This window comes from Butyrivibrio sp. CB08 (assembly GCF_003625485.1).
In the GTDB taxonomy this organism is placed as follows: domain Bacteria; phylum Bacillota; class Clostridia; order Lachnospirales; family Lachnospiraceae; genus Butyrivibrio.
The window spans coordinates 217,130-231,362 of the sequence record NZ_RAIR01000005.1; the positions used below are offsets into that span (position 1 = coordinate 217,130).

Genomic DNA, 14,233 nt, shown 5'->3' on the forward strand with positions numbered 1-14,233 from the left:
TTTGATATTTATATTAGTAGAAAGGGAATAAAAATGGCAAATCACGAATTTACCCAGTGGGAAGGTTTCGTAGGTCGCGTTTGGAAAGATAACGTAGACGTACGTGACTTCATTCAGAACAACTATACTCCATATGATGGAGATGAGTCTTTCCTTGCAGCTCCAACAGAGGCTACTAACAAGCTCTGGGGCAAGCTTCAGGAACTTCAGGCACAGGAGCGTGCAAAAGGCGGCGTCCTTGACATGGATACAGATATTGTATCTTCACTTACTTCTCATGGCGCAGGCTATATTTCAGAAGATCTCAAGGATTTAGAGCAGATCGTTGGTCTTCAGACAGACAAGCCTCTTAAGAGAGCATTCATGCCTTTTGGTGGCATCACAATGGCAGAGCAGTCATGCAAAATGTATGGCTATGAGCCAAGTGAGAAGCTCCATGAGATCTTTACAAAATATCACAAGACACACAACCAGGGTGTATTTGATATCTACACACCTGAGATGAAGAAGGCCCGTCACAACAAGATCCTTACAGGTCTTCCTGATACATACGGACGTGGTCGTATCGTAGGCGATTACAGAAGAGTTGCTCTTTACGGTATCGATTACCTTATCGAGAAGAAGCAGGCTGATTTTGCAGCAACAGAGCGTCAGGGCATGCGTCGTTATGATTTCCAGCTTCGTGAGGAGATCACTGATCAGATCAATGCTCTTAAGGGCATGAAGGAAATGGCTGCTATCTACGGCATCGACATTTCAAAGCCAGCTGCTACAGCTAAGGAAGCTGTTCAGTGGCTCTACTTCGGATATCTTGCAGCTATCAAGACACAGAACGGTGCTGCTATGTCAGTAGGACGTGTTTCTACATTCCTTGATATCTATTTCTCACGTGACCTTGCAAAGGGCATCATCACAGAGGAAGAGGCACAGGAGATCATCGACCACTTCACAATGAAGTGCCGTATGGTTAAGTTTGCTCGTATCGAGTCTTACAACCAGCTCTTCTCTGGTGATCCAGTTTGGGCTACTCTTGAGGTTGGTGGTATTGGTCTTGACGGACGTCATCAGGTTACAAAGACCTGCTACAGATTCCTTCATACACTTGAGAACATGGGACCTTCACCTGAGCCAAACCTTACAGTTATGTATTCAAGCCGTCTTCCTGAGTCATTCAAGAAGTACGCTTCAAAGATTTCTGTTACTACATCTTCAATCCAGTACGAGAACGATGATGTAATGCGTGTAACATGGGGCGATGACTACTCAATCTGCTGCTGCGTATCTGCAACAGAGACAGGTAAGGAGCTTCAGTTCTTCGGTGCTCGTGCTAACCTTGCTAAGTGCCTTCTTTACGCTATCAACGGTGGTGTTGATGAGAAGTCTGGAGACCAGGTTGGACCAGAGTACAAGGCTATCACATCTGAGTACCTTGATTATGATGAGGTTATGCACAAGTTCGACCAGATGATGGATTGGCTTGCACACCTCTATGTTGGAACACTTAACATGATCCATTACATGCACGACAAGTACTACTACGAGGCATCTCAGATGGCTCTTATTGATACACACGTACGTCGTTCATTTGCTACAGGTATCGCTGGATTCTCACACTGTGTAGATTCACTTTCAGCTATCAAGTACGCTAAGGTTAAGGCTATCCGTGATGAGAACGGCATCACTAAGGACTTTGAGATCGAGGGAGATTTCCCACGTTACGGTAACGATGATGACAGAGCAGATGAAATTGCTATCTGGCTTCTTCGTACATTCATGGGCAAGCTTCGTCACATCCACACATACAGAGATTCAGAGCCTACAACATCTATCCTTACAATCACATCAAACGTTGTTTATGGTAAGGCTACAGGTGCTCTTCCTGATGGACGTCCTGCTGGTGAGCCACTTTCACCTGGTGCTAACCCAGCATACGGCGCAGAGGTAAATGGTCTTATCGCATCACTTAACTCTGTAGCTAAGCTTCCTTATGAAGAGGCTCTTGATGGAATTTCTAACACACAGACAATCAACCCTGGTGCCCTTGGACACACAGAGGAAGAGCGTGTGAACAACCTTGTTAACGTACTTGACGGTTACTTCGATCAGGGTGCACATCACCTCAACGTCAACGTATTTGGCAAGGAGAAGCTTATCGATGCTATGGAGCATCCTGAGAAGCCTGAGTATGCTAACTTCACTATCCGTGTTTCTGGATACGCAGTTAAGTTCATCGACTTAACTAAGGAGCAGCAGCTCGATGTTATTTCTCGTACTTGCCACGAGGCGCTTTAATTTAAAGCTCAATGTATCAAGTACCGGAAGTATTGGAGGTACGAAATGAGTGATATTATTGGATATGTAAATAAGCTTGAGAGCTTTGGGGCTGTTGATGGTCCGGGCGTCAGATATCTGATTTTTTTAAGCGGATGCAGGATGAGATGTGCCTTTTGCCACAATCCTGAGACATGGAATGAGGGCGAAGGACAGCAGTATACAGCTGATGAGCTTTTGAAAAAGGCGCTTCGTTTTAAACCCTATTGGAAAAATGGCGGAGGTATCACTGTAAGTGGTGGAGAGCCACTTCTTCAGATTGATTTTTTGCTTGATCTTTTCAGAAAAGCAAAGGCAGCTGGAGTGAGCACCTGCATAGATACAGCCGGAGAGCCTTTCACTCATGAAGAACCTTTTTATTCCAAATGGAAAGAGCTGATGAGTCTTACAGACACAGTTCTTTTAGATATCAAGAATATTGATCCTGAAGCCCACAAGGAGCTTACTGGCGTTGATAACGCCAATATCCTTGAGATGGCAAAAGAGATCTCGGATATGTCTATACCTATCTGGATACGCCACGTACTGGTTCCCGGAGGAAGCGATAATGACGACTTCCTTCGCCGTACCAAGCAGTTCATAGATACATTGTCATCTGTGGAAAAAGTGGAGGTGCTTCCATATCACACCCTGGGAGTCCCCAAATATCAGGAGCTTGGACTTAAGTACCGCCTTGAAGGCGTGGAATCACCAACTCAGGATCGAATTGAAAATGCAAAGAAAATCTTAGGTGCTATCTAAGAACAGGCGCCAGCTCGTAACCGTAAAATCAGTTGTGAGCTGGCGCTTTTTTGTATATTATTTGATGTAGGACTTTTTTAAAATATTCAAATGGAAGGTGAAAATGGAACAGTATAATCAGCAGCAACATAATCCCACGTTTTTAAGAGACTTGGTATTTAGCATAATTCAACTTATCTTTGTACCTTGCCTGTACGGACTCATACCGATGATAATCACGATAGTAGCTAACGGCGCCTGGAAGAAGGGTGACTACGTGTCTTATGAGAAGCACACGAAAACTGCATTCGTATTCCTTGTCATTGGCTGGGTATTACTTGGAATCTTTGCTTTTGTAGTACTTGGCGGATTTGCGTACCTTTTCTATTCAATGGTGACTTCTGGATTCTAATCTGATATTATAAGGCGTATTACGAAAAAAGAGGAAGTTAGATGAAGGAAATAACAAACGAAGAGCGCAGGCAGGACGAAAGAGGGGAAAGACAAAAGCGCGCGGAAGAGAGCATACAGAAGAAGTTCCACAAACAGCTCTTTTCACCCTTTGCCAAGGCCTGTAAGATATATAAACTTATAGAGGAAGGGGATCACATTGCAGTCTGCATATCAGGCGGCAAGGATTCCATGCTGATGGCCAAGTTATTTCAGGAGATTCAGCGTCACAGGCATGTGAACTTTGAACTGACATTTCTTGTTATGGATCCGGGATATATCAAGGAGAACAGAGAGCTTATTGAGAGTAACGCTAAAGCCCTTGGAATTCCTGTAACGATATTTGAGAGCACTATATTTGATACAGTTGATCATATAGATACGAGCCCATGTTATCTGTGCGCAAGAATGAGGCGTGGATACCTGTACAGCAAGGCAAAAGAGCTTGGATGCAACAAGATAGCTCTTGGACATCACTATGACGATGTTATCGAGACAATACTTATGGGAATGCTCCACGGAGGACAGATCCAGTCCATGATGCCCAAACTTCACAGCACCAACTTTGAAGGTATGGAGCTGATAAGGCCAATGTATCTTTTAAGAGAAGCGGATATATGCGCATGGAGAGACTACAATGAACTTCGATTCCTTCAGTGTGCATGCCATTTCACGGAAACATGTTCAACATTAAATGAAGATGGCACATCCAACAGCAAGAGACTTGAAACCAAGAAGCTCATTGCGGAGCTCAAAAAGACCAATCCTTATGTTGAGTCCAATATTTTCAGAAGTGTAGAGAATGTTCAGCTGGATACTATAATCGAGTACAAGAAGGATGGTGTGAGACACAACTTCCTGGATGAATACTGATAATTACAGTCATGCATTGGAAATAGGGATCATGAATTTGGCTGTAAAGTAGTTTCCATCAACTGAGGTCTGGAACATACCATCGCAGTTTTCAATGGTTTCTTTTACAATCTTAAGGCCAAGACCGTGGCTTTCGCTATCAGGCTTGGTGGTCTCAAGATCAGGGTTTTCCCTTAGAGAGTCAACGTTGGCTTTATTCTTGATCTCGCAGCAAAGATAGTTTTCAATGACCTTAAGGATGATATGGATATCGGGAGATGATACATACTCACAGGCTTCCATGGCGTTGTTGAAGAGATTAAGGAACACCGTGCAGAAGCACTCATCATTTATCTGGATGTTGCTGGGGAGCGTGATCTCCGTATATATCTTGATGTGGTTTCGCTGGGCTTCGGAGATCTTCCTGTTAAGGATGTAGTCCAGCATTAGGTTTCCAGTGGAAATACTGGATATCTGATCCATCTTTTCACCAATTGATTCATAAATATAAGAGTTTAACTCGTCATATCTCTTTTCATGTAAGAGTGTCTGAATGTAAAGATAGTTGTTCTTTAGTTCGTGGCGCTCTTTTTTTATGCGCTCGTCAATCTCCAGGGAATATCGGTATCTGAAGATCTGCGCCCTCGTCTCCGTAAGAGCTGTATCAAGCTTTCGCTGCTGCTCAAAGGACTCTGTCATGGTAACAAATAGATCATAGAGAATAGGAAGAGCAGGGATGATGGCAAGGGCCAGTATCGCATCTCTGTAGTTATCAAACACAGGAATATCAATCAGGTCGATGGAATAATAAAGAAGCAGGGCTATAGGGAAGTATGTAAGCAAGAACAGCCTGTTTCCTACAGTTCCTGAAATCTTGGAAATGGATTTCCTTGTGAGCATGTAAAAGGCATACAAAAGAACTATAAGAAGAACAAAGGACAGAATATCCCAGAAAATATACTGGGAATCAGGGATCCGTCCCTCGACGGAATAAAGCGGACTCCACACCATCTTGTACAGTTGAACAAAGGATACGTACAGGAGTGTATAAAGAAGCTTACCTGCCACGTGTCCAGGGAGAAACAGGATCGATGTGATAAATGGGATAATAAGGAGCAAAAACAGTGAATACCAGTAATGGTGCGGGTGTGGCGAAATAGGAAGAAGATATGTAGCATATTGAAGCGCCACATAAAGAGCCAGACTGACTCCAAGATAAATGGAAGTTTCCCGTGCTGGCATTTTGGGCGCATAGATGCGCCTTAGAGTAAGGACCATGAAAATAAAGACTACCAGTCCGTCAAATTCAGTTAATCTAAATAATGAATAGAGCATTGATTCACCTTACGATAATGAGTGGTTTAGAAAGGCCTGTTTTACCTGATCTCTCATATTTCTTGATAGTGGAAGCTCGTGGCCGTTTTTAAGAAGGACCGAATCCTTCTGTATCTTGGTGATACATGAGAGATTAACCAGAAAGCTTCGGTGGATCTTAATAAAATCCTGTCCTGCCAGCATATCTTCAAGGGTCATAAGTTTGGAGCGAAGAGTAGTGAGGCCATCTTCAGTAACTATGGCGCAGTCCTTGCGCTGAGCTTCTATATACAGGATCTTTCGTACGTCAAAAGAGTATACATCCCCTCCGGAAGCTTCCTCGATCTTAATTATCTTTTGCTGGCGCCTTGATAGCTCAGCCAGGATGGAATCAACCAGGGAAAAGACCATTTCATCCAGCTCACTTTTTCTGATAAACCTGAAGGGCTGAACCTCGAAAGTCTGGAAAACCAGGGATTCCTTATTGGAGATAAACACCACAAGAGCATCAGGGGATATTTTCCTGATCTTTCTGCAGACTTCGATGCCATCCATTCCTGGCATCTCTATATCAAGAAAAATAATGTCATAGTGGAAGTGTTGTTCCATCATAGGAAGGAACTCTTCACCTGACATAAAGAAATCAAATGCAACATCGGCTTTTTTTTCTTTGAAAGTGTTAGCCAATAGCTCTTTTGACCTGTTAAGGAAGATCTCTTCGTCTTCTACAATAGCCGCCTGGTACATGTTTTAGCCCTCATGTGCGTTATTTCCTATACAATAATTATATAGAATATAACAAAATAATTGTACGCATTTCATACCATATTTTTGCATTTCGTACCAAAAATCAAAAATCTCATTTTTTCCTGCTATCTTATGATCACAAGAAACTGATCGGAAAGGTATCAGAGGAGGATAAAAATGAGTACAAAGAAATTTACACGAATCTGGACTGCAATAATCGCTGTTGTTGCAGTGCTGGCAATTGTGGCAACAGTTGTTCTTACTGGACCACTGTACACAGTTATGAATATGTATTTTGGAAAGGGCGACGTGGTTGTTAGGACCAACCCAGAGGCTGCAAATCTTGATGCAGAGTATTACAAGGCTGAGCACGCTGATGCGGAGAGCCTTCTTGCAGCCAGCCAGGAACTGGCAGAGAAAGTTGAGGCAGAGGGAATTGTTCTTTTAAAGAATGATAACCAGACACTTCCTCTTTCAGCTTCAGAAAATAAGGTTTCAATGTTTGGACGTACTTCTGTAGATCCTATCTACACAGGAGCAGGAAGTGCAGCAACAGAGAGTTCACCAGTTGACTACAAGACAGCAATGGAAGCCAACGGATTCTCTATCAACACAGATCTCTACAATTTCTACGCTAATCATGAGATCTCAACAAAGTCCATCAAGGTTTCAATGCAGACAGGTATGGGACCTATGGATGTTGAGTATACAGGTCGTGGATTCATCTCAGCTATGGGTGCTGCAATGTTCACAGGCGATATCATCGCTGAGGTACCACTTGAGGATTACCCAGAGTCCCTTGAGAGCACATACGCTCAGTACGGCGATGCAGCTATCGTGGTTATCGGAAGAGTTGGCGGCGAGGGCTGCGACCTTCCTAGAGATATGAGCGAGTTTGCTACAACTGCAGCTGACAAGAACAAGACTTACCTTGAGCTTGATAGCAGAGAGATGGATATGCTCTCATATGTAAAGGCTCAGAAGGATTCAGGCAAGATCAAGAAGATCGTTGTAGTTCTTAACACAGCTAACGCTCTTGAGGTTGATTTCCTCAACGACCCTGCATACGGGATCGACGCTGCTATGTGGGTAAGCTGTATTGGAGACCAGGGCGCAAACGCAGTAGCTAAGGCCCTTAACGGAACAGTTAATCCTTCAGGAAGAACTGTAGATACTTATGTAAAAGATCTTACAAAGGACCCTACTTTTGTTAACTTCGATGACATTTATTACTCAAACGTTGATGGAACAATCGGTGGATACGAGTCAGGAAGCTTCATCGAGTACGAAGAAGGAATCTATGTAGGTTACAGATATTACGAGACTGCAGCTGCAGAGGCTATGGATGGCAATTATGCTGGCTTTGACTATGACAGCGCAGTAGTTTATCCATTCGGATACGGTCTTTCTTACACAACATTTGATAAGACATTTGAGGGAACACCTACTTATAACGACGGAACATATACATTCAACGTAACAGTAACAAACACTGGTGATGTAGCTGGTAAGGACGTTGTTGAGATCTACGCAGAGACTCCTTACACAAAGGGCGGAATCGAGAAGAGCAAGGTAGTACTTGCTGGATTTGCCAAGACAAGCGAGCTTGCACCAGGCGCATCAGAGACAGTTACAATCTCTTTTGCCGACGAAGATCTTGCATCATACGACTACAAGAACAACAAGTGCTACGTACTTGATGCAGGAACATATGGATTCTACTTAAGTGACAACTCACACAGCTGGGCAGAGATCGACCAGGCTGATGCTGGTAAGTACTTCTCAAATGAGCTTTCAGGAGAGGTATTTGGCGAGAGCAACAAGAGAGATTCTGATATGACAGCAGCTGTAAACCAGTTTGATGAGGTTTCAGCAGAGCTTACAGATACAAAGACTGAGGGCAAGGCCCTTAACTTCAGCAGAAGTGATTTTGCTGGAACATTCCCTACAGCACCTACAGATGCTGATATCACAGCAGAAGACTACATCAAGACAGCTATTGAGACTGTATTTGATGAGAATACAGATACAAAGACAGGAAACGTAGAAGGAAGCCTTGTTTACACAGCAGATATGCCTGTAACAGGCGCTAGCAATGGCCTTCAGCTTATCAATGTTCGTGGTCTTTCATATGACGATCCAGCATGGGAGCAGCTTCTTGATGAGCTCAACATGGATGATGTAGCAAATATGCTTGCTAACGCTGGTTACAACACAGCAGAGATCCTTAACATCGGAAAGCCTGCAACACTTGATTACGACGGACCTATGGGATGGTCAACATGGGTATCAGCAAGCGGATCAGACGCTATCTGCATCGGATTCCCAGCTGAGGAGCTCCTTGCAGCAACATGGAACGTAGATATCGCAAGAGAACTTGGTGAGATGGTTGGTGAGCAGGGTCTCTACAACGGATTCAACGGCTGGTATGCACCTGCCATGAACACGCACAGAAATGCATTTGCAGGACGTAACTACGAGTACTACTCAGAGGATGGCCTGCTTGGTGGTAAGATCGCAGCTGCTGAGATCAGCGGAACAATGAAGTATGGTGTTTACACATACATCAAGCACTTTGCAGTAAACGACAAGGAAGACGGAAGAAATGGTATCGCAACATGGCTCAATGAGCAGGCTCTCAGAGAGATCTACCTCCGCCCTTACGAGATCGCTGTAAAAGAGGCTAAGGCAGACGTTAACTACTACAACGAGAACAACCAGCTTGTTTCAAATACTATCAACGCTACAACAGCTATCATGAGCGCATACAACAGAATCGGTACAGTTTGGGCAGGCGGTCAGTACGGCCTCCAGACACAGATCCTTAGAAACGAGTGGGGATTCAGAGGTGCCGTTGAATCTGATTACTTCGGAGGAAACGCATACATGGATCCAGATCTTGGACTTAGAGCAGGTAACGACCTGATGCTCAACACATTCGCTGATGGTAACCTCTCAGACAAGAGCTCAGCTACTGGTGTTGCAGCTATGAGAAGAGCAGCTCACAACGTACTTTACATGGTTGCTAACTCAAACGCTATGCAGGGCATCGTATCAGGATCAACAGTTTCTTATAAGATGGCTGGATGGCAGAAAGCCCTCCTTGCTGGAGACATCGTAGCAGCACTTATAGTAGTTCTTGGAATCACACTTATCGTAAGAAAGAGAAAGAACGCGTAAGCTTATGAAACATCAGGAAATCATTGAAAAGATGACATTAAAAGAAAAGGCGGCATTCCTTAACGGAAAAGGCGTGTGGCAGACAAGGGATTTTAAAAGGCTTGGCATCCCATCCGTATTCTGCTCAGACGGACCTCACGGTCTTCGCAAGCAGGCAGCGGCTGGTGACCACCTTGGTTTAAATGAATCTCTGCCCTCCACATGCTTCCCGACAGCAGCCACTGTTGCCAACAGCTGGGATACTTCCCTTGGCGAAGCTGTGGGAGAGGCCCTCGGTGATGAAGCTATGGCCCTTGGAGTAAATATACTCCTGGGCCCTGGCCTTAACATCAAGAGAAGCCCCCTTTGCGGCCGCAATTTCGAGTATTTTTCCGAAGATCCATATCTTGCAGGAAAAATGGCAGCTTCCTACGTAAAAGGCATTCAGTCACAGGGCGTTTATGCATGCCCCAAGCACTTTGCTGTGAATTCTCAGGAGCTTCGCAGAATGTCCATGGACGCAGTTGTGGACGAGCGAACACTTCGCGAGATATACCTTACAGGCTTTGAGATCGCAGTGGGGGAAGGTCATGCCAAGACCATAATGTCAGCCTACAACCAGGTCAATGGCACCTATGCCAATGAGAACAAGCACCTGTTAAAAGAGATTTTGAGAGACGAATGGGGATTTGATGGCATCGTCATCACTGACTGGGGCGCATCAAACGACCATGCTCTTGGAGTAGCTGCAGGATCTAACCTGGAGATGCCAAATCCGGGCCTTGGTTCAGCAAGAGAGCTTATTGAGGCGGTTGAATCTGGCAAGATTTCCGAAGCTGATGTTAATGAGAGAGTAGATGAACTTCTGGATGCGGTTCTGGATCTTAGCAAAAAAGCTAAGGACGGTAAGATCTCTTTTGACGCTGATGCACACCATGTCATTGCTAAAAGAGCTTCCGCAGAGAGCAGCATTCTTCTTAAAAACGAAAACAAGATCCTTCCTCTCAAGGAAGGTGCTAAAGTAGCAATAATCGGAGACTTTGCCTTCGAACCAAGATATCAGGGCGCAGGATCATCTCTTGTAAAGCCAACAAAGCTTGAGACCGTAACTGGAGTTATTGACCAGTATAAGCTTTCAGTTGTTGGAATGAGCCGCGGATACCACAGAAACGGCCAGGAAGACGATGCTCTTCGCAAAGAGGCACTGGATATCGCAAGATCCGCTGATGTTGTCCTTTATTTCTTTGGACTTAATGAAGACAGTGAGTCTGAGGGTATGGACAGATCCCACATGAGGATCCCACAGAACCAGATCACTCTCCTTCAGGAGCTTGGTCAGGTAAATCCAAACCTCGTGGGTGTAATAAGCGCTGGATCAGCTATAGAAATGCCATGGCACCACTATTTTAAGGCAATTCTTCACTGTTATCTTAACGGACAGGCTGGAGCATCAGCAGCGCTGGACATCCTTACAGGAAAGATCAATCCTTCAGGAAAGCTTAATGAGACTATCCCGAGGAGACTCGAGGATACAGCGTGCTTCAGATACTATCCAAGCCAGGAGAGGACTTCTGAATACAGGGAAGGAATCTATGTTGGCTACAGATACTATGAGAAAGCCGGAATTCCTGTGCTTTATCCATTTGGATTTGGGCTTTCCTACACAACCTTTACCTACAGCGATCTGAAGATCAACGATGCTGGAATTTCAGTAACCGTAAGAAATGACGGCGATATGGACGGTGCAGAGGTAGTGCAGATGTATGTTGCACTTCCAGGTGCCAAAGTCTTCAGACCGGAAAAAGAGCTAAAGGGATTTACTAAAGTATTCCTCAAGGCCGGAGAATCCAGAGAAATAGAGATTTTGTTTGATGATAAGACCTTCCGCTACTTCAATGTAAAGACCAATAAATTTGAAGTGGAAGAGGGCGACTACGAGATCAGGATTGGTGCTAGCAGTGCAGATATAAGACTGTCTGGAACATGCCACAGACAGGGCACCACAGATGTCCTTCCATACGATCCAGAGAAGATCACTTCATACATGAGCGGAAATATCTCAAATGTAAGTGATTCAGAGTTTGAAGAGATCCTCGGAAGACCTGTTCCTGATGGAAGATGGAGCGGAGAGCTTACAGAAAACGACGCTTTTTGCCAGATGTATTATGCAAAGAGTGGCCTGGCTAGGCTCGTGTACAAAAAGCTTACTAAGATGAAGAAAAAGGCTGATGACAGCGGAAAGCCGGATATCAATATTCTCTTTATCTACAACATGCCATTCAGGGCTATTGCCAAGATGACGGGCGGAGCTGTGGATATGCACATGGTTCATGGGATCATGAAGATGGTGAACGGACATTTCTTCTCAGGTCTGGGCAAGGTGATAAGCGGTTATTTCAGAAACAGTAGGCAGAACAAGGCATTTGAAAAGGAGTTAAACTGATGTCAGGTTTAGTAAATATATGGGACAGCTTTGAAAAAAGACATCCCGAAGCCGCAAAGTGGATAAGAGAAGGCGGGTTGTTTATCATCGTGTCCAACCTTATCACGGTGTTTAAGTATCTCATGCTTCAGTTTCTGCCAGCTGCCTTCAAGGGCCTTCCAATGGTAGATTTTGGATGGCCGGGAAAAGAGATAACGCTCCTTGGAGAGACTTTTAAGTGGAACATCCTGGGATATGATGTTAATCACGGCGGACTTCCATACTTTTGTGCATACATGGTGGCAATGGTCATAGGAGAGTGCATAAACTTCCCAATCCAGAGGAACTTTGTATTTAGAAGTAAAGGAAATATCTGGTATCAGATTATGTGGTATTTCCTGGCATTTGTACTTATTACCTGCATTGTTAATTCCATCAACTGTATCTGGGTGGCTGTAGCAGGCAAGTTTGTTCCGGATTTCGTCTACAACATCGGAACAACAGTCTTAAACGGCGGAATAAGTATGCTGATATTCTTCTTTGTAAACAAAGTGATATTCCCGGAAAGTGAAATAACAGAATAATATATAGCAAGACCCCCTCATGCCAGTGGTTTGACATGAGGGGGCCTTTTTGATTTATGGGTTTATTTTGAGGATGTAGTATCAAATAATCCAAGTGATTCCCAGTCGAACTTGTATGTTCCGTTGGCATCAAGCATTACTCCTGTGCGGGTATCATAAATTCGTGAAACGCACCATGGGCCAGCTTCGGCTGGATTATATATCCATAGACCGTCGCGAACTTCCTTTTCATTGAAACTTTCGTTTGCGTAATCCTCAGATACCATGTAGAAATACAGGAACATTACTTCATTGCCGTTTTCCTTGGAGGCGCTAAAGTGGTACAGCTCTCTACCAGTCTGTACATTGCCATCCTTATCAAGATATTCTGTCTCTTCGTTTTCAACCTTAAAGCCAGCTTTTTCGCAGATATCTGCCAGCTTCTTTAGTGTAGGAGTGGTTCTGAAGTCGTAGGTCTTGCTAAAAGGTCTTCCCTCATCACTGTACTGTACGTCTGCAGGAAGCTCTAAGTTCTCTTTGCCGTAAGTTTCAAGGCTTTCTTCCTCTGTCATCTCAAGAGCGAGGTTTCCTGGAACAGAGACTGGTGCACCGACCTTTTCGGTTCCTTCGGTCTGAACAGGCTCAAAAACTGAAGAAGCTTCTGTTACTTCTACTGAAGGCTCTTTTTCCTCGGCCTGAGCCCTTGTAGAAATGGCTGCTGTTAAACCGAGGGCTGCTACAGCTATGGCAATTGCTGCAATTGTTGACACTTTCTTATAGTTAATAAGATTTCTTACTCTCATTTTTACTTCCCTTCCTCTGAAGTTGTTCCCCGAGAAAGCCACAGACAGACCCCTGCTTGTAGCATCTCGTTCCAACGCGTGATTAACTATTGATTTGCAGTAATCCATCCTGATTTTGGATCCCATCTGTTCTACAACGGTTTCATCGCAGCGCATTTCAAGATCAGCGCATAATCTTGAAAAAGCTATCCAGACAAGGGGATTGAACCAATGAAGACACAACGTCAGAACCCCAACAATTCTTGTAATGTGATCCATGTATTTTATGTGAGTACGCTCGTGAAGGAGAATAAAAGACTCTTCTTTTTCCGATAATCCAGCCTGCATGTAGATTCTGGGGCGCAGTATTCCAAGCACAAAAGAAGTATCGATGGCGTCTGATACATAGTATCTTTTGCCGCGAACTCTTTTGGCTGATCTGAGCGCGTTAAGCAGGATGATGGTCTTGATGGCAAGGTATGATAGCATCAGTACCATGCCTGCAAGCCAGATAAGTGTCACCACCATCATTGGTGTGGCGGCGGAAAGACCTGTCAGATTGTCGGATGTAGCTGGTACTTGTGATATATCAGTAGGAGATGGAAGGGGTCTTGCACCAAGTGCAGGAAGAACTGCATTGGCCATTTCGCCCATTTTACCATCTGTTTCGTGAGGCATTTTTACAACGTTCATCACGCTGAAAATAGAGCTGAGATTCAGCGGACAAATGAGCCTTATTCCGGGAACGAGCCAGAAAAGGACAGTTACTTTTTTAGGAAGCTTACTAAAGCACTTTCTCAGGATCAGAACTGCCAGGATAGCAATGCTTCCATAAAAACTCATTTGAAATATGTATTGAAAAATGTTTTCCATAAGTTTCACCTTTTTTGATC

Annotated in this window: 9 protein-coding genes and 1 pseudogene; 7 read left to right on the top strand and 3 right to left on the bottom strand. The window is 44.2% G+C overall.

Going from position 1 to position 14,233, the window contains the following annotated elements; genetic code table 11:
- Nucleotides 1–33: 33 nt before the first annotated feature.
- The 4 genes and pseudogenes from pflB to D6855_RS10865 all read left to right on the top strand — a co-directional run.
- On the top strand, nt 34–2,292 hold the full coding sequence (gene pflB, locus D6855_RS10850; RefSeq protein ID WP_120740894.1) for a formate C-acetyltransferase: 2,259 nt from the start codon (nt 34–36) through the stop codon (nt 2,290–2,292).
- A 45-nt stretch (nt 2,293–2,337) separates the two neighbouring features.
- On the top strand, nt 2,338–3,072 hold the full coding sequence (gene pflA / locus D6855_RS10855; RefSeq protein WP_120740896.1) for a pyruvate formate-lyase-activating protein: 735 nt from the start codon (nt 2,338–2,340) through the stop codon (nt 3,070–3,072).
- Nucleotides 3,073–3,280: 208 nt separating this feature from the next.
- Nucleotides 3,281–3,463, top strand: a complete 183-nt coding sequence (locus D6855_RS16630; protein ID WP_147368138.1) for a hypothetical protein — start codon at nt 3,281–3,283, stop codon at nt 3,461–3,463.
- 86 nt (nt 3,464–3,549) lie between these two features.
- Nucleotides 3,550–4,374 (top strand): annotated as a pseudogene (locus D6855_RS10865) (tRNA 2-thiocytidine biosynthesis TtcA family protein); the annotation flags it as partial.
- Between the two features lie 9 nt (nt 4,375–4,383).
- Here the strand turns inward: D6855_RS10865 and D6855_RS10870 are convergent.
- Both D6855_RS10870 and D6855_RS10875 read right to left on the bottom strand, forming a co-directional pair.
- The gene (locus D6855_RS10870) at nt 4,384–5,688 is read right to left on the bottom strand and encodes a sensor histidine kinase (RefSeq protein WP_120740902.1); all 1,305 of its coding nucleotides are present in this window, start codon (nt 5,686–5,688) and stop codon (nt 4,384–4,386) included.
- A 9-nt stretch (nt 5,689–5,697) separates the two neighbouring features.
- Nucleotides 5,698–6,414, bottom strand: coding sequence for a LytR/AlgR family response regulator transcription factor (locus tag D6855_RS10875; protein WP_120740904.1), 717 nt, complete (start codon nt 6,412–6,414; stop codon nt 5,698–5,700).
- A 177-nt stretch (nt 6,415–6,591) separates the two neighbouring features.
- Between D6855_RS10875 and D6855_RS10880 the strand changes: the two genes are divergently transcribed.
- The 3 genes from D6855_RS10880 to D6855_RS10890 are packed head-to-tail and all read left to right on the top strand — an operon-like array spanning nt 6,592 to nt 12,579.
- Nucleotides 6,592–9,594 carry a glycoside hydrolase family 3 protein gene (locus tag D6855_RS10880; RefSeq protein WP_120740906.1) on the top strand — a complete coding sequence of 1,001 codons (3,003 nt, stop codon included), beginning with the start codon at nt 6,592–6,594 and terminating at the stop codon, nt 9,592–9,594.
- A 4-nt stretch (nt 9,595–9,598) separates the two neighbouring features.
- Nucleotides 9,599–12,016 carry a glycoside hydrolase family 3 C-terminal domain-containing protein gene (locus D6855_RS10885; protein ID WP_120740908.1) on the top strand — a complete coding sequence of 806 codons (2,418 nt, stop codon included), beginning with the start codon at nt 9,599–9,601 and terminating at the stop codon, nt 12,014–12,016.
- A complete protein-coding gene (locus D6855_RS10890; RefSeq protein ID WP_120740910.1) occupies nt 12,016–12,579 on the top strand; it encodes a GtrA family protein in 564 nt (187 codons plus the stop codon). Before D6855_RS10885 ends, D6855_RS10890 begins: the two co-directional genes overlap by 1 nt.
- Before the next feature lie 62 nt (nt 12,580–12,641).
- Here D6855_RS10890 and D6855_RS10895 read toward each other — a convergent pair whose 3' ends face one another.
- Nucleotides 12,642–14,213 carry a M56 family metallopeptidase gene (locus D6855_RS10895; RefSeq protein ID WP_120740912.1) on the bottom strand — a complete coding sequence of 524 codons (1,572 nt, stop codon included), beginning with the start codon at nt 14,211–14,213 and terminating at the stop codon, nt 12,642–12,644.
- Nucleotides 14,214–14,233: the final 20 nt, after the last annotated feature.